Here is a 20,086-nt window from a genome sequence, read left to right as displayed (position 1 = left end):
CCGATGCCCGCCTATTCCCCTGCCGTCCGCTGGCAACTGTGGATTGTCGCCTTTGGCTTTTTCATGCAGACGCTCGACACCACCATTGTGATCACCGCCCTGCCCTCGATGGCTAAAAGTCTGGGCGAAAGCCCGCTGCATATGCACACGGTGATTGTGGCGTATGTGATGACAGTGGCGGTGATGCTGCCCGCCAGCGGCTGGCTGGCAGACCGCATCGGCGTGAAGTGGGTGTTTTTCGCCGCGATTGTGCTGTTTACCCTCGGGTCACTGTTCTGCGCCGCCTCCGGCACCTTGAACCAGCTGGTGCTGGCGCGGGTGATTCAGGGCATCGGCGGGGCGATGATGGTGCCGGTCGGGCGGCTGACGGTGCTGAAAATTGTGCCGCGTGAGCAGTATATGGCGGCGATGACCTTCGTGACCCTCCCGGGGCAGATCGGCCCGCTGCTCGGCCCGGCGCTCGGCGGCTTTCTGGTGGAGTACGCCAGTTGGCACTGGATCTTCCTGATTAACCTGCCGGTGGGCATCGCCGGGGCGGTAGCGACGCTGATGCTGATGCCGAACCACACGCTGAAGACCCGCCGCTTCGACCTGCGCGGCTTTGTGCTGCTGGCGGTGGCGATGGCGACCCTGACGCTGGCGCTCGATGGCCAGCGCGCCCTGGGGCTGAGCGGTGCTGACCTCGGCTGGCTGGTGTTTGCCGGGGCGGCAGCGCTGCTGGCCTACTGGCAATATGCGCACCTCAACCCGGCGGCGCTGTTCCCGATGCGGCTGTTCCGTACCCCGACCTATAAAATCGGCCTCACCGGCAGCCTGCTCGGGCGGCTCGGCAGCGGCATGTTGCCGTTTATGACGCCGGTTTTTTTGCAGGTCGGGCTGGGCTTTTCACCGTTCCACGCCGGGCTGATGATGGTGCCGATGGTGCTCGGCAGCATGAGCATGAAGCGCATCGTGGTGCGCGTGGTGAGCCGCTTCGGCTACCGCCGTGCGCTGGTGGTTTCCACGCTGCTGCTGGCGGTGACCAGCCTGCTGACCCCGGCGGTGGGGCTGGCCGGGTGGACCATGCTGATCCCGGTGACGCTGTTTTTGCTCGGCATGGTCAACTCGCTGCGCTTCTCCAGCATGAACACCCTGACGCTGAAAGACCTGCCGAACCGGCTGGCGAGTAGCGGCAACAGTTTGCTGTCGATGGTGATGCAGCTGTCGATGAGCCTCGGCGTCAGTGCCGCAGGCATTTTGCTCGGTGTGTTTATGCAGCACGATAACGCCGGTGCCCTGACCGGCTCGCCGGATGTACAACGGGCGTTTATTTTCACCTACCTCTGCCTGGCCGCGATCATCGCGCTGCCGGCGCTGATCTTCAACCGCGTGCCGGACACCGCCGCCCCGGCGGGGGCCGGGTCTAAACGCACCACGCGCAACACGGAGCCTTCATGAGAATCGGCATTACCGGCAAGCTGTTCCTGGCCATTTTCGCCACTTGTATGCTGGTGCTGATCACCATGCACTGGGGGGTGCGCCTGAGTTTTGAACACGGCTTTATTGACTACATCCGCCACGGCAACGAGCAGCGGATCGAGATGATTGGCGAGGCGCTGGAAGATCAGTACCAGGAGCACGGCAGCTGGACCTTCCTGCGCAAAGACAACAAAGTGATTTACCGGATGCTGCGCTCCTTCGAGCAGAACGACGAGGATAACCCCAACCTGCCGCCGCACGGCTGGCGCACCCAGTTCTGGGTGCTGGATGAACAGGGCAAGCCGCTGGTGGGGCCGCGCTCGGCGGTACCGGCGGAGGGGATGCAGCGGCCGATCCGGGTGGAGGGGCGGCAGGTCGGGATGCTGGTCTCCTCGCCGGTGGAGCGGCTGACGCGCAACACCGACATCAGCTTTGACCGCCAGCAACGGCGCACCAGCTGGATGATTGCCGCACTCTCGGCGCTGCTGGCGGCGGCGGCCACCTGGCTGCTCTCCCGCGGGATGCTGGCGCCGGTAAAACGGCTGGTCAACGGCACCCACCGGCTGGCCGCCGGTGATTTCTCGGCGCGGGTGGAGGTGGATTCGCAGGATGAGCTGGGCAAACTGGCGCATGACTTCAACCTGCTGGCGATGACGCTGGAGAAAAACGAACAGATGCGCCGCGCCCTGATGGCCGACATCTCCCACGAGCTGCGCACCCCGCTGGCGGTGCTGCGCGGGGAGATGGAGGCGATGCAGGATGGCGTGCGCCGCCTCAGCCCCGAGTCGCTGCTCTCGTTACAGGCCGAGGTCGCGACCCTGACCAAACTGGTGGATGACCTGCACCAGCTGTCGCTGTCCGATGCCGGGGCGCTGGCCTACCGCAAAGAGCCGGTGGACGTGGTGCACCTGGCCCAGCTGGCGGAGGCGGCGTTCCGCGAACGCTTCAACGGCAAACAGCTGTCGATTACCAGCGCGTTGCCGCCGCAGGCGATCATCTTCGGCGACCCTGACCGGCTGACCCAGCTGTTCAATAATTTGCTGGAGAACAGCCTGCGCTATACCGACCCCGGCGGCAGGCTGCTGATTCGCGGTGAAAAACAGGAAAAAAGCCTGTTACTCTGCGTTGAGGACAGCGCGCCCGGCCTGAGCGACGATCAGCTGGGGCGCATTTTTGAGCGCTTTTACCGCACCGAAGGCTCGCGCAACCGTGCCAGCGGCGGCTCCGGCCTTGGGCTGGCGATCTGCCAGAATATTGTGGATGCCCACGGCGGCAGCATTCATGCGGCCCATTCCCCGCTGGGCGGTGTTTCGCTCTGCGTAAGCCTGCCGTTAATTACCCCTGCTGAAGGATTAAGATGAGCGACCATCAGAGTGATACCCCACTGCAAATCATGATTGTGGAAGATGAACCGAAACTGGGCCAGTTGCTGGTGGATTACCTGGAGGCCGCCGGTTACCAGACCCGCTGGCTGACCCACGGCGACGAGGTGGTACCGGCCGTGAAGATCCAGCCCCCGGCAATGATCCTGCTGGATTTGATGCTGCCCGGCACCGACGGCCTGACTATCTGCCGTGAGATCCGCCGCTTCTCCGAGGTGCCGATCATGATGGTGACGGCCAAAATCGAGGAGATCGACCGCCTGCTGGGGCTGGAGATCGGCGCGGATGACTACATCTGCAAACCCTACAGCCCGCGTGAAGTGGTGGCACGGGTGAAAACCATTCTGCGCCGCTGCCTGCGGGTGCAGGAGGCCCCGGTGGAGGCGTACGCGTTGCGCATTGACGAGGCGCGTTTTCAGGCCAGTTACCAGGGCGAAATGCTGGATTTAACCCCGGCTGAGTTCCGCCTGCTGAAAACGCTGGCAATGCAGCCGGGGCACGTCTTCTCCCGCGAGCAGCTGCTCAACCATCTTTATGATGATTACCGGGTAGTGACCGACCGCACCATCGACAGCCACATCAAAAATTTGCGCCGCAAACTGGAAGCGATCGACGGCGAGAAGCCGTTCATCCGCGCGGTGTATGGCGTGGGCTACCGCTGGGAGGCAGACGCCTGCCACCTGGAGTAAGTGCCCGAAATCTGGATAAATGGGTTAAAAATATGCAGCAACCGGCTATTTATTGCGGGTTGCGCCCCGCGGGGTACAGAATTTTGACGCGGATCACAACCTTTTAGCAAAGGCACAATTGGTTAATTTTTGATCGCACCAGCCGGATTCCGCTTGGCTACACTTGGTCGGAGTATTCTGAAAGAGGAGACCCTTACCATGGCAATCGGGCATTATGAGATAAAAAAAGCCAAAAACGGACGCTACCATTTCGAACTGAAAGCCGGCAACGGCGAGATTATTCTCAACAGTGAGATGTACGCCAGCAAAGCCTCGGCGGAGCACGGCATCAGTTCTGTGCAGACCAATGCGCCGGATGAGGCGCAGTATGAACTCAAACACAGCAGCAGCAATCAACCCTATTTTGTTCTGAAAGCCAAAAACGCCCAGGTGATTGGGGTCAGTGAAACCTACAATTCCGAAAGCGCGGCGCGTAACGGCATTCAGTCTGTGACGCGTAACGGCACCAGTACTGACATCCGTGATCTGACCCACTGACCCTTTTCCCCTCTGCCCCGCGCGCGCCCTGCCAGGCTCCGGCTCAGGATGAGCTCCGCCAGAGCATTGCACCGGCGCGCGCATCCGCCTACAATTCCGGCCTTAATCTTTTTGCGGGTATTGCCCCCATTGTTTCCTGTTCCATGTTCTCTGCGCCCTGCTGCGCAGCCTGACCTGTCATCAGAAGAGCCGTATCATGCCATCAACACCTTTTACCCCCGAACTGCTGTCGCCTGCCGGCACGCTGAAGAATATGCGTTATGCCTTTGCCTACGGGGCCGACGCCGTGTACGCCGGCCAGCCGCGCTACAGCCTGCGGGTACGCAACAACGAGTTTAACCATGAGAATCTGGCGCTCGGCATCCTGGAGGCGCACGCGCTGGGCAAAAAATTCTATGTGGTGGTAAATATCGCCCCGCATAACGCCAAGCTGAAAACCTTTCTGCAAGATCTGCAACCGGTGGTGGAAATGGGGCCGGACGCGCTGATCATGTCCGATCCGGGGTTGATCATGCTGGTGCGTGAGGCGTTCCCGCAGATGCCGGTGCACCTGTCGGTGCAGGCGAACGCGGTGAACTGGGCCACGGTGAAATTCTGGCAGCAGATGGGGCTGACCAGGGTGATCCTGTCTCGCGAACTGGCGCTGGAAGAGATCGCCGAGATCCGCCGCCAGGTGCCGGGGATGGAGCTGGAGGTGTTTGTGCACGGCGCGCTCTGCATGGCCTACTCTGGGCGCTGTCTGCTGTCGGGCTATATCAACAAACGTGACCCGAACCAGGGCACCTGCACCAACGCCTGCCGCTGGGAATACAACGTGCAGGAGGGCAAAGAGGATGACGTGGGGAACATCGTCCACCAGCATGAGCCGATTGCGGTAAAACAGGTGGAGCCGACGCTCGGCATCGGCGCGCCCACTGACCGGGTATTTATGCTGGCCGAACGCCAGCGACCGGACGAGGCGATGTCGGCGTTCGAGGACGAACACGGCACCTACATCATGAACTCCAAAGATCTGCGCGCCATCCAGCATGTTGATCAGCTGACGCAACTGGGCGTGCACTCGCTGAAAATTGAGGGGCGCACCAAATCCTTCTACTACTGCGCCCGCACCGCGCAGGTTTACCGCCGGGCGATTGATGACGCGGCAGCCGGCAAACCGTTCGACCCGACGCTGCTCACCACGCTTGAGGGGCTGGCGCACCGCGGCTACACCGAAGGGTTCCTGCGCCGCCATACCCATGATGAGAAGCAGAACTACGCCTATGGGCATTCGATGTCCGACCGCCAGCAGTTTGTCGGTGAGTTTACCGGTGAATGCCGGGAGGGCTGGGCCGAGGTGGCGGTGAAGAACCGTTTCCTGCGCGGTGACAGCGTGGAACTGATGACCCCCGCCGGCAATATCGTGTTTACCCTGGAAACCATGCGCAACCAGAAAGGGGATGCGGTGGACGTCGCGCCGGGTGACGGACACATCGTCTGGATCCCGGTGCCGGACAACCTTGATACCCGTTTTGCGCTGCTGTTGCGTAACCTGCCGACCAGCATGGCCGAATAGCCGCAGCAGGTATCCGGGTTTTTCATGGTTTTTAGAATCCGATCACATCAATAAGCGGTATTGATGCGTACTATCTGGGTCGCTAATTAAGAATCAAAAACAGCATTACTGATATTCAGGAACCACCTCCTTCGCCGGTCCAATCTCCCTTGGCCCGGCTTTTTCTTTTTTATCAGCCGGTTAAAATAAAATCAGCTAAGGGATTGGCTTATTTCATTTACAGGGTTAATTGATTATTTCTTTCATTATGACGGTGGTATTTTCCGTTTTTTCCCTTTATAAAAAACATCGGGAAATAAAAAAGCCTGATTTATCATCTTTTTTTCTCTTTTATTTGCCGGTTTTTTCCGTTATTGCTTTACCCCTAAGATTTGTCTGCTTTATTTGGGCCGCCGGATCGCCAGTACCGGCCCGCGGCCGTTCTGGTTTATCTTATACTCAGTTCAGGGCACGGTGCCCGTGGTCCGCTTCACAGCCGGGAGTTTGCGATGTCAGAATCATCAGTCAATGTACTGATCCTTAATGGAAAAGGGGCGGAGAACGACGATCTCCGCCAGGCGGTCACTGCCCTGCGTCAGGATGGCGTGACCCTGCATGTGCGCGTGACCTGGGAACAGGGCGACGCCGGGCGGTTTGTGGAAGAGGCCGCCGCGCTCGGCGCAGATACCGTGATTGCCGGGGGCGGTGACGGCACCATCAATGAGGTGGCCACCGCGCTCTACCGCATCCCCGCGGCACGACGCCCGGCGCTGGGCATCGTGCCGCTCGGCACCGCCAATGACTTCGCCACCGCCTGCGCCATCCCGGACACGCTGGAGAACGCGCTGCAATTGGCGGTAAAAGGCCACGCGTACGCCATCGATCTGGTGCAGGTTAACCAGGATCGCTTCTTCATCAACATGGCGACCGGCGGCTTCGGCACCCGCATCACCACAGAAACCCCGGAGAAGCTGAAGTCTGCGCTTGGCGGCGTCTCCTACCTGCTGCATGGCCTGATGCGCATGGATACCCTGAAAGCGGACCATTGTGTGATCACCGGGCCGGATTTCCGCTGGGAAGGTGACGCGCTGGTGATTGGCATCGGTAACGGCAAGCAGGCGGGCGGCGGCCAGGCGCTCTGCCCGGAGGCGCTGATCAATGACCGGCTGCTGCAACTGCGGCTGTTTACCTCAGAGGAGCTGGTGCCGGCCTTCCTGCGCAGTATGCTCAATGGTGAAGAGAACCAGAACGTGATCTCAGCGACGCTGCCGTGGCTGGAGATCAACGCGCCGCACGAGATGACGTTCAACCTCGACGGCGAGCCGCTGAGCGACACCCATTTCCGCATCGACGTGCTGCCGGAGGCGATCGCCTGCCGCCTGCCGCCCAACTGCCCGCTGCTGGGATAATCCCCCGCAATGATCCCTGTAATCGCCCCGTGTTACACTGCGGGGCATCGCCCCTAGCTGAGCCGTTCTGCCTTATGCCGTCTGAACTTCTGAATAGCGTGCCCGTTAACCAGCAGATTTATCGCCTGCTGCGTCAGGATATTATCGACTGCAGCATCGCGCCCGGCACCCTGCTGTCGGAAAAAGAGATTTCGCTGCGTTTCAGCGTCTCCCGCCAGCCGGTGCGCGAGGCGTTCATCAAGCTGGCGGAAGCCGGGCTGGTGCAGATTTTGCCGCAGCGCGGCACCTTTGTGCGCAAGATCTCCGCCAAACAGGTAGCCGATGCGCGGTTTATCCGCCAGGCGCTGGAGTGCGCCATTGTGCGCCGCGCCGCAGAGATGATCACCGATGCGCAGATCCAGCAACTGGAACACAACCTGAACCGGCAGGCGCTGGCCGCCGCCGGTGGGCAAACGCGGGAATTCCTGGCGCTCGACGACCAGTTCCACCAGTTGCTGACGCGGATTGCCGACTGCGCGCTGGCCTGGGAGACCATTGAGTCGATCAAAGCAACCATGGACCGGGTGCGTTTCCTCAGCCTCAGCAAGGTATCGCCGCCGGACAGCCTGATCGCCCAGCATCAGGAGATCGTGTCCGCCCTCAAGGCGCGCGACGCCGACACCGCCGAAGCGGCGATCCGCCGGCACCTTCAGGAATTGATCTACTCGATTACGCCGATTGCGGAACAAAACAGCGACTGGTTCGGCGCGTTATAACGCGGCCGGTCTGCCCCGGGCGTCATGGTTTACGGTAACGCCCCTTACGTTAACAGGAACCCTGCAATGCAAGAACATCACCCGCTGCTGGCCTTTGCCCGCGAAACCCTGGAGATAGAACTGGCCGAGGCGCAGCGCCTGCTGGCCCGGCTGGACGGGCAATTTGTGCGTGCCTGCGAACTGCTGCTGGCCTGCAACGGCAAGGCGGTGGTTTCCGGCATCGGCAAGTCCGGCCATATCGGCAAGAAGATCGCTGCGTCGCTGGCCAGTACCGGCACCCCGGCCTTTTTCGTCCACCCGGCGGAAGCGCTGCACGGCGATCTCGGCATGATAGGCCGTGGGGATGTGATGATTTTTATCTCCTACTCCGGGCGCGCCAAAGAGCTGGACCTGATCCTGCCGCTGCTGGCGGAAAACGGCACACCGGTGATCGCCATCACCGGCGGGCTGGCCTCACCGCTGGCGCAACAGGCGGCCTGCGTGCTGGACATCAGTGTCGAGCGTGAAGCCTGCCCGATGGGGCTGGCGCCGACCTCCAGTGCGGTGAATACCCTGATGATGGGCGACGCGCTGGCGATGGCGCTGATGCGCCGGCGTGGTTTCGGCGCGGAGGATTTTGCCCGCTCCCACCCCGGCGGCAGCCTGGGCGCCCGCCTGCTGAACCGCGTGCACCACCTGATGCGTACCGGCGAACGTATTCCGCAGGTGCGCAGTGATGCCACGGTGATGGAAGCAATGCTGGAGCTGAGCCGCACCGGGCTGGGGCTGGTGGCGGTGTGCGATGAGGAGCAGCGGGTGCTCGGCGTGTTCACCGACGGCGATCTGCGGCGCTGGCTGGTGGGCGGCCACACGCTGCAACAACCGCTGCTGCCCGCCGTGACCCGCCCCGGTTTCCTGCTGCCCGCTCAATGGCGCGCCGGCGAAGCACTGGAAGCGCTGCACGCCAACCATATCGGTGCCGCCCCGGTGGTGGATGTGAACGGCACGCTGGTCGGCGCGCTCAACCTGCACGACCTGCATCAGGCCGGGATTGGCTGACCACCGCTTTTATTGACCGGGTGCCTTACCACCAGGCGTGGAAATGGTGTACCGGGCCGATGCCCTGCCCCACTTCCAGGGTGTCGGCCTGCTCCAGCGCCCGTTGCAGATAGGCTTTCGCCGCCTGTACCGTCGCGGCCCAGTCAGGATGGCGCGGCCGCAGCGCCGCCAGCGCGGCGGAGAGCGTGCAGCCGGTGCCGTGGGTGTGGCGGGTCGCCACGCGCGGCGCGGTAAAGCGCTGCTCGCTATTGCGGGTAAACAGCCAGTCCGGGCTTTCGCTTTCGCTGAGGTGCCCGCCCTTCATCAGCACCGCCTGACACCCCATGCCCAGCAGTTCCCGCCCTTGCTGACGCATCTCGGTTTCATTACGCGCCGGGGCGCACGCCAGCAACGCCGCCGCTTCCGGCAAGTTCGGCGTGATCAACGAGACCTGCGGCAACAACCGGCGGCGGATCGCCTCTACCGCGTCCGGGGTCAGCAGCGGATCGCCGCTTTTCGCCAGCATCACCGTGTCCAGCACCACATACGGCACCGGATAATGGGCCAGCCGTTCGGCCACCGCCACCACCACCTCACTGTTGGCCAACATGCCGATTTTGGCGCTGTCGATGCGCACATCGCTGAGTACCGAGTCGAGCTGCGCCGCCACGAATCCCGGATCGATGTGATACACCGACTGCACCCCGCGGGTATTTTGCGCCACCAGCGCAGTGATCACGCTGGTGCCGTAAGCGCCCAGCGCGGAGAAGGCTTTGAGATCCGCCTGAATGCCCGCGCCGCCGCTCGGGTCAGTGCCGGCGATGGTCAGGGCGTTAATGCGCGTCATACCCCGCCCTCCACCAGTTGATAGACTTCATCCAGCAGCCGCGGCAGCACACTGCCCGGCCCGGCCGCCTGTGACGCCGCCCGCTCCCCGGCGCGCGCCATCAATGCGCACGCGGCGGCCACCCGATCCCGCCGCGGCCCCTCCAGCGCACAAAAACCGGCCACCAGCGCCGACAGCGCACAGCCGGTGCCGACTACCCGCGTCATCAGTGGATGGCCGCCGGGGATCGCCCAGGTCGCTTGTCCGTCGGTGACGTAGTCCACCCGGCCGGTGACCGCGACCACCGCGCCGGTCTGTTGCGCCAGTTCACGGGCGGCGGGCAGCGCCTGTAGTGAGTCATCCCCGCTGTCGACGCCGCGCCCCAGCGCCGGTTGGCCGCAGAGCGCGAGGATCTCCGAGGCATTGGCGCGGATCGCCGCCGGGCGCAGGGCCAGTAACCGGTGGGCAAACGCCGTGCGATAGGTGAGCGCGCCGACGGCCACCGGGTCCAGCGTCCAGGGCGTACCGGCCGCATTGGCACTCTCAATCGCGGCCAGCATACTCTCTGCGCGGGCGTGGTTCAGGGTACCGAGGTTCACCAGCAGTGCATCGGCCAGCGCGCTGAACTGCGCGGCCTCCTGCGGCTCCACCACCATCGCGGGCGAGGCCCCGGCGGCCAGCAACAGGTTGGCCGTCACGGATTGCACCACTTCATTGGTCAGGCAGTGCACCAGGGGTGCACGGCGGCGGAACTGCGCCCAGCACTCAGCGGCAGCATCAACAGGAAAGGTCGCCGGAGCGGCGGGATCGGCAGGGGACAACATCATGATTCTCCTTACCGGCGTGAAAGAAGGCGATGCCGGTAAGGCAGCGTGACTTCCCTACGCTGGCATTATCCAGGTCAGGTAATACGGGTAAAGTCTCAGCCCTTGCGGGCACCCCGAGTCATGGTTTGGTATTCAAACGCGGCATCAGCATAAGCAGCCGGCAGGCAGGTTGCAAATCGGATCGTGGCCTTTTTCACCGGCGACAAGCATAAGAGATGACAGAGGTTAATGAAAAAAATCCCTGTTGCCGGTTATGTTGCGCCCCTCGCAAACAGCGCCCCCCTACCGTGAGGAAGTATGCAAAACAACATCATCATTAGCCGCTTACACGCAGCGCTCACCGGCGTACTGCTGTTGCTGGTCGCTGGTTATGCGTGCTATCAGTGTTATGTTAACCGCGCGCCGGAGGACGCCCTCTACGCCCAGCGGCGCATCACGGAAAGCACGTTTCTGTATGTGACAAAATACCAGAGCGGCGGGGCGACGGTCTCTGAGGTCTACCGCTATTATCTGGATGGCGCACTGCCGGGTGACCCGATGCCGCACCTGAAAGAACGCACACCGTTTCTGGTCACGGATGTAGGCGAGGCAAAGATCTCAGGCTATGGCAATCACATTAGCGTCACGCTGAGCGGGCGCGTTTACGCGTTCACAAACTCAGACCTGTTTTATACTGACGGTGTCGCCGTGATGCCGGTGATTTCGCTGACGGCCAACGGGGTACGTTAAGCGCTACTGGCTTCTTGATGCATGAAAAAAGCGCCCTGGCGGGCGCTTTCACAGAGGCGGTTACTGCGTTTTTTTCTTCTTTTTCGACGGCGTATTGATGGTTTCGGTCACCGTCGATTTCGGCCGTTTTTTGGCTTCACCGGGCTCAACAAACTGGCCGGTTTCAGTGTCTCGCACCACTTTTCGGGTTCCCATGATGACCTCACTGCACTGAGCTGGAGCCTTTAGCCTAGTGACGGCGCGGCTGCCCCTCAAGGCCATAATGATCACATCTGGTCAGTTAGCGCTATAATTTCAATCAATTAGATAAATCATGCTGAAGGGCGCACGGTGCCGTCTCAGTGACCTGCTCATCAGGCTAAATCACGCCCCGTCAGGCGGTGGCCTGCCCCCGTTAAAGGAACGCCAATGATTGTACGCCCCTATCAGGAAACCGATCGCCCCTTCCTGCGCACCCTGTATCTCGCGGCCCGCAAACAGGCCTGGCCCTGGCTTGCGAGCAGCGGCTGGCAACTGGAAGATTTTGACCGTGCGGTGCTGGGGGAAACGGTGCTGGTGGCCGAAGAAGAAGGCCGCCCGGTGGGATTTGCCTCCCTGTTTGATGCGGAAAATTTCCTGCATAACCTGTTTGTCGCGCCGGAGGCACAGGGCCGCGGCATCGGGCTTGCGCTGCTGAAGGCGGCGCAAGCCACATTTACCCATACCGGTGCGTTAAAGTGCCTGGTGAAAAATGAGCGCGCCCTGCGGTTTTACCAGCGCCATGGCTGGGAGAAGGTCAGCCGGGGTACCGCCCCAAAAGGCGATTACTATTTGCTGCATTACCGGCTTGATCAGAAAAAAGAGGGGTAAACACGGTCAGTCACAGACAGGTTTCCCGATAATTATTCGAAGGGGTAAACCTGCTGTGCTGCCGTGACAGGAGTGAGAAGCTGGGGAGCGGCGGGCTGATAACACCCTATGGCCTTAAACTCCCCCCAAAGCAGTGTCCCTTGCGGTGTATGAGCAGATGCAGGGCCTGTGCCGGGCATCTTAAGTAGAGCAAATGTTACCTTTTCCTTTCTTTTTATGCTTTTCAACACGGGCTGGTTTTCATCCTGACACCTTGCGCCGTATTGGCACGGGGGTATGGTGCTCTGCGTGGATCTCCTCACTGGACATACTGATGATATTGCCGCAGTGCGCACAGTACCGGACGTTAATAATGGTGTTTCCGCTTTGACTATCCTTAATGCTTTTTACCTGGGTCATGTAATCGTCGCCACTTGCCAGACACTCAGGACAGACTTTGGTGCTGTCTTCATCATTTAAATCTTCGTTCACATTTCCTCCGCATTTTGTTAGCAAATACTAACAAGCCTAGCAGCGATTTAACACATTGTGAAACGGGTAAACCGGGCTGGAGACCGCAGCATGGCTGAATTTTAACCGATTCAGCCGTTTAAGCTGCCTGCTTCAGATTATTCGGATTTTGCTTTTACGAATTCAGGTAACGCTAATAACCGGCCTACATGTGACAGTAAAAGATCGACATCAGAAGACATGATTTCATCTGATTCTTTGGCCGCTGTCACTATCGCCTGGTTAATGGTTTGGGTGACGTTTTCCGTCAGGGTTTTATCCAGCATCAGGATGATGGCTGCCAGCAACAGGGATTGTGCCTCTACCTGCGCGGTCAATTCTTTGGCTTCCACCTCGATTTTTGACATTTTAATCAGTACGTCTGCCACCAGATTTTGCATAAGCCACCTCTCTAGTCCGCGTCTGTAGACCCTAGCACTCCCTTTTCACAAGGCATAGCGCCATCTCACGCCTTTAAGACAAAGCGTAACTTTTTATGCGTAATTGTGAGGTGCTGCGGGGTGGGACTATTTATGGAAAGCACGTTCCAGATCCCTATACAGCCCGGTGCATAACGTAAGCCACGTGGTAATTTATACCTATATGGGTATAATTAAGCGCAGGGATTTCGCACATGAAACCGCTCTATTGGATTGGCAGCAGCAAAAAAGATCTTCAATGTCTTCCTGATGATGTGCAGGACGTCTTTGGATTTGCGCTTTAACTCGCACAATGTGGTAATAAACATCCTCAGGCTAAACCCTTGAAAAGCTTCAGTGGTGCTGGCGTGATGGAAGTGGTTGAGGATTATACAGGTGATACATACCGGGCAGTGTATACCGTTAAATATGGTGCGGCTGTCTATGTTCTCCATGCTTTTCAGAAAAAATCAACGTCAGGGATAGCGACCCCAAAACCTGATATGGATAAAATCCGTAAACGCCTGAAAGCCGCAGAAGACCATGCTAGAGGAGCATAAAATGAGCCACGAAATCGAAACCGGCAGCGGTAATGTTTATGCCGATCTTGGCCTGGACGATGCTGAAGGAATGCAGATTAAAGCCCAACTGGCGGCCACGATCGGTGCCATCATTAAAAGCCGCGCGTTAACTCAGGCACAGGCTGCAAAAGCGCTGGGCATGACGCAACCTCGCTTATCCAATATGTTACGTGGGCAATTCCGCGGTATCAGTGAAGTGAAAATGCTGGAGTGCCTGACCAGATTAGGCCGGGATGTACACATCGTCGTCGGCAAACCCCGCCGGTCGCCGGGCAGCCTGAAAGTGGTATTCTCCTGATTGCCCGGCCTGCGGCTATCGCCATAAAAAAACCGCCCTGAAGGGCGGTTTTTGGGGTGAACGGCGGAGAAATCATTCCCACTCAATGGTCGCCGGCGGTTTGCCGGAGATATCGTATACCACGCGGGAGATACCGTTGATTTCGTTGATAATGCGGTTGGAGACGCGGCCGAGGAACTCATACGGCAGGTGCGCCCAGTGCGCGGTCATGAAATCGATGGTTTCGACGGCACGCAGCGAGACGACCCAGTCATATTTACGGCCATCGCCCATTACGCCCACAGAGCGCACCGGCAGGAACACCGTAAAGGCCTGGCTGACTTTGTGGTAGAGATCGGCTTTGTGCAGCTCTTCAATGAAGATGGCGTCTGCGCGGCGCAGCAGGTCGCAGAACTCTTTCTTCACTTCGCCCAGCACGCGCACACCCAAGCCCGGCCCCGGGAACGGATGGCGGTAGAGCATGTCATACGGCAGGCCAAGCTCCAGGCCGATTTTGCGCACTTCGTCTTTGAACAGCTCTTTCAGCGGTTCCACCAGCCCCAGTTTCATCTCTTTCGGCAGGCCGCCGACGTTGTGGTGGGACTTGATCACGTGCGCTTTGCCGGTGGCAGAGGCCGCAGACTCAATCACATCCGGGTAGATGGTGCCCTGCGCCAGCCATTTGAACTCTTCATGCTTGCTGGCCTCTTCGTCGAACACCTCAACGAATACGCGGCCGATGGTCTTGCGCTTGGCTTCCGGATCGTCGATGCCGGCCAGCGCGGACAGGAAACGCTCCTCCGCCGGGACATGCACAATGTTCAGGCCGAAATGGTCACCGAACATCTCCAGCACCTGATCCGCCTCGTTCAGGCGCAGCAGGCCGTTGTCCACAAAGACGCAGGTCAAACGGTTGCCGATGGCGCGGTGCAGCAGCATCGCAGTGACGGAGGAGTCCACGCCGCCGGAGAGGCCGAGGATCACCTGATCGTTGCCCACCTGCTGTTTGATGCGCTCAACCGCATCTTCAATGATGGTGGCCGGGGTCCAGAGCGCTTCACAGCCGCAGATGTCCAGCACAAACCGCTCCAGCATCCGCTGGCCCTGACGGGTGTGGGTCACTTCCGGGTGGAACTGCACGCCGTAGAAGCGTTTTTCTTCGTTCGCCATGATGGCAAACGGGCAGCTGTCCGTGCTGGCGACGGTCACGAAATCAGACGGGATCGCCGTGACTTTGTCACCGTGGCTCATCCAGACGTCCAGCAGCGGCTGGCCGGTCGGGCTGAGGGCGTCCTGAATGTCACGGATCAGCGCGCTTTCAGTCTGGATTTCCACCTGTGCATAGCCGAATTCACGCTCGTTGGAGCCTTCCACATGGCCGCCCAGCTGCATCGCCATGGTCTGCATCCCGTAGCAGACGCCGAACACCGGCACACCGGCGTTGAAGACGTATTCCGGCGCGCGCGGGCTGTCCAGCTCGGTGGTGCTCTCCGGGCCGCCGGAGAGAATAATGCCGCTCGGGTTGAAGTCGCGGATCTGCGCTTCGGTAACGTCCCATGCCCACAGTTCACAATAAACGCCGATTTCACGAACGCGGCGCGCAACCAATTGGGTGTACTGAGAACCGAAATCCAGGATCAGGATACGATGCTTATGGATATTTTTTGACATGTGAGGCGAATTCCAGAAACAGAGAAAAAAGAAGAAAAATCAACGGGCGGCAGCCGGGGCCGCCGCCACGCTTATCAGCCCATGCGGTAGTTCGGTGACTCTTTAGTGATGGTCACGTCGTGCACGTGGCTTTCCTGAATGCCGGCGCCGCTGATGCGGACGAACTCCGCTTTAGTGCGCAGGTCATCGATGGTCGGGCAACCGGTGAGGCCCATGCAGGAGCGCAGGCCGCCCATCTGCTGGTGGACAATCGCCTTCAGCATCCCTTTGTAGGCCACGCGGCCTTCGATCCCTTCCGGCACCAGTTTGTCTGCGGCGTTATCGGTCTGGAAGTAGCGGTCAGAGGAGCCTTTGGACATCGCGCCCAGTGAGCCCATGCCGCGGTAGGATTTGAACGAACGGCCCTGATACAGCTCGATTTCACCCGGGGATTCATCAGTACCCGCCAGCATGGAGCCGACCATCACGCAGGAAGCGCCTGCCGCCAGCGCTTTGGCGATGTCACCGGAGAAGCGGATGCCGCCGTCAGCGATCACCGGGATGCCGGTGCCTTCCAGCGCTTCTACCGCATCAGCAATGGCGGTGATCTGCGGGACGCCCACGCCGGTCACGATACGGGTGGTGCAGATAGAGCCGGGGCCGATGCCGACTTTCACGGCGCTGACGCCCGCCTCAACCAGCGCTTTCGCGCCTGCGGCGGTGGCGACGTTGCCGCCGACGATTTGCAGATCCGGGTATTTGGCCCGGGTTTCACGGATGCGCTGCAACACGCCTTCCGAATGGCCGTGCGAGGAGTCGATCAGCAATACATCTACGCCAGCCGCGACCAGCGCATCAACACGCGCTTCGTTGCCCGGGCCGGCACCCACGGCTGCGCCGACGCGCAGGCGGCCGCGCTCATCTTTACAGGCGTTGGGTTTACGTTCAGCTTTCTGGAAATCTTTTACGGTGATCATGCCGAGCAGGTGGAAACTGGCATCGACGACCAGCGCTTTTTCCACGCGCTTTTCATGCATTTTTTGCAGCACGATGTCGCGGGCTTCGCCCTCTTTCACCGTCACCAGGCGCGCTTTCGGAGTCATCACGGCGGTGACCGGCTGGTCGAGGTCGGTCACGAAGCGCACGTCACGGCCGGTGATGATGCCCACCAGCTCATTTTCTTCTGTGACGACCGGGTAACCGGCGAAACCGTTGCGGGCGGTCAGCTCTTTCACCTGGCGCAGGGTAGTGGCAGGCGTCACGGTTTGCGGGTCAGTGACCACGCCGCTCTCATGTTTCTTCACCCGGCTGACCTCTTCGGCCTGGCGTTCAATGGACATGTTTTTGTGGATGAACCCAAGGCCGCCTTCCTGAGCCAGCGCAATCGCCAGGCCGGATTCCGTAACGGTATCCATGGCGGCAGAGAGCATCGGGATGTTCAGGCGGATTTTTGCCGTGAGTTGCGTGCCGAGATCGGCCGTGTTCGGCAGGACAGTGGAGTGGGCGGGAACGAGCAGAACGTCATCAAACGTCAGGGCTTCTTTTACGATACGTAGCATGGGCAATATCTCACCAGGGTGGCTGCGAAAAAGATAAAATATTGCCGCGGCATTATACAGAGCGTAATCGATTGCCTCCAGCACTATTTTCCTAAAACCCTTGATTACCTGTTACAGCCCTGTAGTATCGACCAATTAAGTCCCTGTTTTAAAATTTGATCAAGATCACAATGCCGAATTTATCTTCCCCAGGAATTTTTACGGTCAGCCGCCTGAATCAGACGGTGCGACAGCTGCTGGAAGGTGAAATGGGCCAGATCTGGCTCTCCGGCGAAATCTCCAACCTGTCGCAACCCGCCTCCGGCCACTGGTATTTCACCCTGAAGGATGACCGGGCACAGGTGCGCTGCGCCATGTTCCGCAATGCTAACCGCCGCAGCACCTTCCGCCCGCAGAATGGCCAGCAGGTGCTGATGCGCGCCACCATCACCCTGTATGAACCGCGCGGCGACTACCAGCTGATTGCCGAAAGTATGCAACCGGCCGGTGAAGGGCTGTTGCAGCAAAAATATGAGCTGCTCAAGCAGGCGCTGGCGGATGAAGGGCTGTTCGATGCGCAATTCAAGCAGCCGCTCCCCTCCCCGGCCAAACAGGTGGGCGTTATCACCTCCGCCAGCGGCGCGGCGCTGCACGATGTGTTGCAGGTGCTGAAACGCCGTGACCCGTCGTTGCCGGTGGTGATCTACCCCACGCTGGTGCAGGGCGCTGACGCGCCGATGATGATTGTGCGCGCCATTGAGACCGCCAACCGGCGCAATGAGTGTGATGTGCTGATTGTCGGGCGCGGCGGCGGCTCGCTGGAAGATTTGTGGAGCTTTAATGACGAACGGGTGGCGCGCGCGATTTTCGCCAGCCGTATCCCGGTGGTCAGCGCCGTCGGCCATGAAACGGACGTAACGATTGCGGACTTCGTGGCGGATCTGCGCGCGCCGACCCCCTCGGCCGCTGCGGAGCTTGTCAGCCGTAACCAGCTGGAGTTGCTGCGCCGGATGCAGTCCCAGCAGCAGCGGCTGGAAATGGCGATGGACTATTTCCTCGCCCAGCGGGCGCGGCAGTTCACCCGGCTGCATCACCGCCTGCAACAGCAGCACCCGCAGTTACGCCTCTCGCGCCAGCAGACCGCGCTGTTCCGCCTGCGCCGCCGGCTGGATGAGGCGATGCAGCAGCGGTTGCGCCAATGGGTACGCCGCGCCGATCGCCTGCAACAGCGGCTATTGCAGCATCCGCCGCAGACCCGCATCCACCGTACCCAGCAGCGGGTGCAACAGCTGCGCTACCGGCTGAATCAGGCGCTGGCCCTCCAGCTTGCCCAGCAGAAACAGCGTTTCGGCACCGCCTGCACCCAGCTTGAGGCCGTCAGCCCGCTGGCGACGCTGGCACGCGGCTACAGCGTGACCACCACCGCAGAGGGCGGCGTGCTGAAGAAAACCGCGCAGGCGCAACCGGGTGACCGCCTGACCACCCGGCTGGCCGACGGCTGGGTTGAGAGCGAAGTGACCCACATTACGCCGGTGAAAACGCCGCGTAAACGCACGCCAACACGCTGATCCCCTCGCCGCGGGTTTGTCAGGATTGGGTAAAAATCCCCCACCCTGCTCATCCGGACTATACTGTGAATCAGGCGGTTATCGTTAACCGTCCTGACAGTATTCCGCCTTCCGGGCATTTCTGATAAGGAGATTCGGCATGAGCGACGGCAAGACCCCACGTCATTCCCAGGTTCCCTACAGCGTTATTCCCCCTTACATCCTGCGCCGCATTATCGAGCATGGCTCTGACCCGCAACGTACCCACGCCCAGCAGACGCTGACCCACGTTCGCACGCTGATGGCCGAGCCGTTTGCTAAATCCCAGGCGCCGGACGTCTCCGCGCCGGGCCAGGTACAGCGTAAGATCTATGATGCGCAGAATGAGACCGCGTTGCCGGGCCAGCTGGTGCGCAGCGAGGGCCAGCCCGCCAACGATGACGTGGCCGCCACCGAGGCCTATGACTACCTCGGCGTAACCTATGACTTCTTCTGGCAGGCGTTTAAGCGCAACTCCCTGGACGGCAAAGGGCTGGCGCTGAGCGGCACCGTGCATTACGACAAGAACTACCAGAACGCATTCTGGAACGGTGACCAAATGGTGTTTGGCGACGGTGATGGCGAGATTTTCAATCGCTTCACCATCGCCATTGATGTGGTTGGCCATGAGCTGGCGCACGGCGTCACCGAGAGCGAAGCGGGGCTTATCTATTTCCAGCAGGCCGGGGCGCTGAATGAATCCCTCTCTGACGTGTTCGGCTCACTGGTCAAACAGTTCCAGCGCAAACAGACCGCCGATCAGGCTGACTGGATCATCGGTGAAGGGTTGCTGGCGAAAGGCATCAACGGCAAGGGGCTGCGCTCGATGTCAGAACCCGGCACCGCCTACGATGACCCGCTGCTCGGCAAAGACCCGCAACCGGCGCACATGGATAATTACGTTCAGACGCGTGACGATAACGGCGGCGTCCACCTGAATTCCGGCATCCCTAACCGGGCCTTTTACCTGGCGGCCACCGCGCTGGGTGGTTATGCCTGGGAGCGCGCCGGGTACATCTGGTATGACACGGTGTGTGATAAAACCCTGCCGCAGGATGCGGATTTCGCAACCTTTGCCCAGTTTACCGTGCGGCATGCGCAAACGCGTTTCGACAGCGCCACCGCCCAGGCCGTGCAAACCGCGTGGCAGCAGGTGGGAGTGGTGTAATGCACCCGCTTTCAGAACTGAACCCGGATACGGTGATCATCCTGGTGCGTGAGGGCGGGTTCGCCTTTATTCCCAAGCTGAACGGGCCGCGCCGCATCGCGCTGACCGATGTCAGCGAAGAGACGCGTGAGCGCATCTGCCATCTGATTAACCAGATTCTGCCCTATGCCCAGCAGCAGCCCGGCCAGGCCGGGCGCGGCGACCAACGCTATTTCCGGCTGGAGCTTCATTTCACCTCCGCGGATTATCAGGATTGGGTGCTGGTCATTCCTGAAACCCGCACGCCGGAGGAGCTTATCAAGCTATGGAAATATGGCGATCTGGACGGTGACGGCAAACCGGATATTCCCCCCGGCCACTAAGGCA

The 20,086-nt window shown here is 60.4% G+C and carries 21 protein-coding genes, 1 pseudogene and 1 riboswitch; of the genes and pseudogenes, 15 read left to right on the top strand and 7 right to left on the bottom strand.

Going from position 1 to position 20,086, the window contains the following annotated elements:
* Positions 1-3 precede the first annotated feature (3 nt).
* The 8 genes from mdtD (at position 4) to gutQ (ending at position 8,802) form a co-directional block, all read left to right on the top strand.
* Positions 4-1,437, top strand: a complete 1,434-nt coding sequence (mdtD, locus tag CYR55_RS11460; protein WP_101816271.1) for a multidrug transporter subunit MdtD — start codon at positions 4-6, stop codon at positions 1,435-1,437.
* Positions 1,434-2,819 carry an envelope stress sensor histidine kinase BaeS gene (baeS, locus tag CYR55_RS11455; RefSeq protein WP_101816270.1) on the top strand — a complete coding sequence of 462 codons (1,386 nt, stop codon included), beginning with the start codon at positions 1,434-1,436 and terminating at the stop codon, positions 2,817-2,819. Before mdtD ends, baeS begins: the two co-directional genes overlap by 4 nt.
* Entirely contained in the window at positions 2,816-3,529 is a 714-nt protein-coding gene (gene baeR / locus CYR55_RS11450; RefSeq protein ID WP_101816269.1) for an envelope stress response regulator BaeR, read from the top strand. The genes baeS and baeR overlap by 4 nt, the downstream gene beginning before the upstream one ends.
* 198 nt (positions 3,530-3,727) lie before the next feature.
* A complete protein-coding gene (locus tag CYR55_RS11445) occupies positions 3,728-4,066 on the top strand; it encodes a YegP family protein (protein WP_101816268.1) in 339 nt (112 codons plus the stop codon).
* A 196-nt stretch (positions 4,067-4,262) separates the two neighbouring features.
* Positions 4,263-5,621: a prephenate-dependent tRNA uridine(34) hydroxylase TrhP gene (gene trhP / locus CYR55_RS11440; RefSeq protein ID WP_101816267.1), complete on the top strand. Its 1,359-nt coding sequence runs from the start codon at positions 4,263-4,265 to the stop codon at positions 5,619-5,621.
* A 488-nt stretch (positions 5,622-6,109) separates the two neighbouring features.
* Positions 6,110-7,009, top strand: coding sequence for a lipid kinase YegS (yegS, locus tag CYR55_RS11435; RefSeq protein WP_101816266.1), 900 nt, complete (start codon positions 6,110-6,112; stop codon positions 7,007-7,009).
* Between the two features lie 74 nt (positions 7,010-7,083).
* The gene (locus tag CYR55_RS11430; protein WP_101816265.1) at positions 7,084-7,764 is read left to right on the top strand and encodes a GntR family transcriptional regulator; all 681 of its coding nucleotides are present in this window, start codon (positions 7,084-7,086) and stop codon (positions 7,762-7,764) included.
* A gap of 66 nt (positions 7,765-7,830) precedes the next feature.
* Positions 7,831-8,802, top strand: coding sequence for an arabinose-5-phosphate isomerase GutQ (gene gutQ / locus CYR55_RS11425; RefSeq protein WP_101816264.1), 972 nt, complete (start codon positions 7,831-7,833; stop codon positions 8,800-8,802).
* A 25-nt stretch (positions 8,803-8,827) separates the two neighbouring features.
* On the opposite strand, the gene thiD is transcribed toward gutQ, so the two are convergent.
* Together thiD and thiM are read right to left on the bottom strand one after the other, a co-directional pair.
* Positions 8,828-9,628 (bottom strand): bifunctional hydroxymethylpyrimidine kinase/phosphomethylpyrimidine kinase, encoded by an 801-nt coding sequence (gene thiD / locus CYR55_RS11420; protein ID WP_101816263.1) that lies wholly within the window; start codon positions 9,626-9,628, stop codon positions 8,828-8,830.
* Positions 9,625-10,431, bottom strand: coding sequence for a hydroxyethylthiazole kinase (gene thiM / locus CYR55_RS11415; RefSeq protein ID WP_101816262.1), 807 nt, complete (start codon positions 10,429-10,431; stop codon positions 9,625-9,627). The genes thiD and thiM overlap by 4 nt, the downstream gene beginning before the upstream one ends.
* Positions 10,432-10,468: 37 nt before the next feature.
* A riboswitch (TPP riboswitch) is annotated at positions 10,469-10,560 on the bottom strand.
* Between the two features lie 171 nt (positions 10,561-10,731).
* Between thiM and CYR55_RS11410 the strand changes: the two genes are divergently transcribed.
* A complete protein-coding gene (locus tag CYR55_RS11410; protein ID WP_101816261.1) occupies positions 10,732-11,163 on the top strand; it encodes a hypothetical protein in 432 nt (143 codons plus the stop codon).
* 60 nt (positions 11,164-11,223) lie between these two features.
* Here the strand turns inward: CYR55_RS11410 and CYR55_RS24135 are convergent, their stop codons facing one another.
* Positions 11,224-11,358 (bottom strand): hypothetical protein, encoded by a 135-nt coding sequence (locus tag CYR55_RS24135; RefSeq protein WP_277622330.1) that lies wholly within the window; start codon positions 11,356-11,358, stop codon positions 11,224-11,226.
* Between the two features lie 213 nt (positions 11,359-11,571).
* On the opposite strand from CYR55_RS24135, the gene CYR55_RS11405 reads away from it, so the two are divergent.
* A complete protein-coding gene (locus CYR55_RS11405) occupies positions 11,572-12,012 on the top strand; it encodes a GNAT family N-acetyltransferase (protein ID WP_101816260.1) in 441 nt (146 codons plus the stop codon).
* Between the two features lie 240 nt (positions 12,013-12,252).
* Here CYR55_RS11405 and CYR55_RS23320 read toward each other — a convergent pair whose 3' ends face one another.
* Together CYR55_RS23320 and iraP are read right to left on the bottom strand one after the other, a co-directional pair.
* Positions 12,253-12,483: a hypothetical protein gene (locus CYR55_RS23320; protein ID WP_146000975.1), complete on the bottom strand. Its 231-nt coding sequence runs from the start codon at positions 12,481-12,483 to the stop codon at positions 12,253-12,255.
* 137 nt (positions 12,484-12,620) lie between these two features.
* On the bottom strand, positions 12,621-12,902 hold the full coding sequence (iraP, locus tag CYR55_RS11400; RefSeq protein WP_101816259.1) for an anti-adapter protein IraP: 282 nt from the start codon (positions 12,900-12,902) through the stop codon (positions 12,621-12,623).
* A 233-nt stretch (positions 12,903-13,135) separates the two neighbouring features.
* Between iraP and CYR55_RS11395 the strand changes: the two are divergent.
* Positions 13,136-13,480, top strand: a pseudogene (locus CYR55_RS11395) (type II toxin-antitoxin system RelE/ParE family toxin).
* 1 nt (position 13,481) lies between these two features.
* Positions 13,482-13,799: a helix-turn-helix domain-containing protein gene (locus tag CYR55_RS11390; RefSeq protein ID WP_101816258.1), complete on the top strand. Its 318-nt coding sequence runs from the start codon at positions 13,482-13,484 to the stop codon at positions 13,797-13,799.
* Between the two features lie 72 nt (positions 13,800-13,871).
* Here the strand turns inward: CYR55_RS11390 and guaA are convergent, their stop codons facing one another.
* Both guaA and guaB read right to left on the bottom strand, forming a co-directional pair.
* Positions 13,872-15,449 carry a glutamine-hydrolyzing GMP synthase gene (gene guaA / locus CYR55_RS11385; protein WP_101816257.1) on the bottom strand — a complete coding sequence of 526 codons (1,578 nt, stop codon included), beginning with the start codon at positions 15,447-15,449 and terminating at the stop codon, positions 13,872-13,874.
* Between the two features lie 74 nt (positions 15,450-15,523).
* The gene (gene guaB, locus CYR55_RS11380; RefSeq protein WP_101816256.1) at positions 15,524-16,987 is read right to left on the bottom strand and encodes an IMP dehydrogenase; all 1,464 of its coding nucleotides are present in this window, start codon (positions 16,985-16,987) and stop codon (positions 15,524-15,526) included.
* Between the two features lie 170 nt (positions 16,988-17,157).
* Here guaB and xseA point away from each other — a divergent pair, with 170 nt between their 5' ends.
* The 3 genes from xseA to CYR55_RS11365 all read left to right on the top strand — a co-directional run bounded on the left by xseA (position 17,158) and on the right by CYR55_RS11365 (position 20,082).
* The gene (gene xseA, locus CYR55_RS11375; protein ID WP_420912732.1) at positions 17,158-18,534 is read left to right on the top strand and encodes an exodeoxyribonuclease VII large subunit; all 1,377 of its coding nucleotides are present in this window, start codon (positions 17,158-17,160) and stop codon (positions 18,532-18,534) included.
* A 139-nt stretch (positions 18,535-18,673) separates the two neighbouring features.
* Positions 18,674-19,720, top strand: a complete 1,047-nt coding sequence (locus CYR55_RS11370) for a M4 family metallopeptidase (protein WP_101816255.1) — start codon at positions 18,674-18,676, stop codon at positions 19,718-19,720.
* Positions 19,720-20,082 (top strand): protealysin inhibitor emfourin, encoded by a 363-nt coding sequence (locus CYR55_RS11365; RefSeq protein ID WP_101816254.1) that lies wholly within the window; start codon positions 19,720-19,722, stop codon positions 20,080-20,082. Before CYR55_RS11370 ends, CYR55_RS11365 begins: the two co-directional genes overlap by 1 nt.
* Positions 20,083-20,086: the final 4 nt, after the last annotated feature.

Source organism: Chimaeribacter californicus (assembly GCF_002858675.1).
GTDB classification, from domain to species: Bacteria; Pseudomonadota; Gammaproteobacteria; order Enterobacterales; family Enterobacteriaceae; genus Chimaeribacter; species Chimaeribacter californicus.
The sequence above is the reverse complement of the archived record's forward strand: the minus strand, read 5'-3'. Positions and strand labels throughout refer to the sequence as shown.

Coding starts and splice junctions, on each gene's coding strand:
- CYR55_RS11410 (WP_101816261.1), top strand. CDS start 10,732: ATGCAAAACAACATCATCATTAGCCGCTTACACGCAGCGCTCACCGGC.
- gutQ (WP_101816264.1), top strand. CDS start 7,831: ATGCAAGAACATCACCCGCTGCTGGCCTTTGCCCGCGAAACCCTGGAG.
- CYR55_RS11365 (WP_101816254.1), top strand. CDS start 19,720: ATGCACCCGCTTTCAGAACTGAACCCGGATACGGTGATCATCCTGGTG.
- baeR (WP_101816269.1), top strand. CDS start 2,816: ATGAGCGACCATCAGAGTGATACCCCACTGCAAATCATGATTGTGGAA.
- yegS (WP_101816266.1), top strand. CDS start 6,110: ATGTCAGAATCATCAGTCAATGTACTGATCCTTAATGGAAAAGGGGCG.
- CYR55_RS11390 (WP_101816258.1), top strand. CDS start 13,482: ATGAGCCACGAAATCGAAACCGGCAGCGGTAATGTTTATGCCGATCTT.
- CYR55_RS11405 (WP_101816260.1), top strand. CDS start 11,572: ATGATTGTACGCCCCTATCAGGAAACCGATCGCCCCTTCCTGCGCACC.
- xseA (WP_420912732.1), top strand. CDS start 17,158: ATGCCGAATTTATCTTCCCCAGGAATTTTTACGGTCAGCCGCCTGAAT.
- CYR55_RS11370 (WP_101816255.1), top strand. CDS start 18,674: ATGAGCGACGGCAAGACCCCACGTCATTCCCAGGTTCCCTACAGCGTT.
- guaB (WP_101816256.1), bottom strand. CDS start 16,987: ATGCTACGTATCGTAAAAGAAGCCCTGACGTTTGATGACGTTCTGCTC.
- thiD (WP_101816263.1), bottom strand. CDS start 9,628: ATGACGCGCATTAACGCCCTGACCATCGCCGGCACTGACCCGAGCGGC.
- CYR55_RS11445 (WP_101816268.1), top strand. CDS start 3,728: ATGGCAATCGGGCATTATGAGATAAAAAAAGCCAAAAACGGACGCTAC.
- baeS (WP_101816270.1), top strand. CDS start 1,434: ATGAGAATCGGCATTACCGGCAAGCTGTTCCTGGCCATTTTCGCCACT.
- CYR55_RS11430 (WP_101816265.1), top strand. CDS start 7,084: ATGCCGTCTGAACTTCTGAATAGCGTGCCCGTTAACCAGCAGATTTAT.
- trhP (WP_101816267.1), top strand. CDS start 4,263: ATGCCATCAACACCTTTTACCCCCGAACTGCTGTCGCCTGCCGGCACG.
- guaA (WP_101816257.1), bottom strand. CDS start 15,449: ATGTCAAAAAATATCCATAAGCATCGTATCCTGATCCTGGATTTCGGT.
- mdtD (WP_101816271.1), top strand. CDS start 4: ATGCCCGCCTATTCCCCTGCCGTCCGCTGGCAACTGTGGATTGTCGCC.
- iraP (WP_101816259.1), bottom strand. CDS start 12,902: ATGCAAAATCTGGTGGCAGACGTACTGATTAAAATGTCAAAAATCGAG.
- CYR55_RS24135 (WP_277622330.1), bottom strand. CDS start 11,358: ATGGGAACCCGAAAAGTGGTGCGAGACACTGAAACCGGCCAGTTTGTT.
- thiM (WP_101816262.1), bottom strand. CDS start 10,431: ATGTTGTCCCCTGCCGATCCCGCCGCTCCGGCGACCTTTCCTGTTGAT.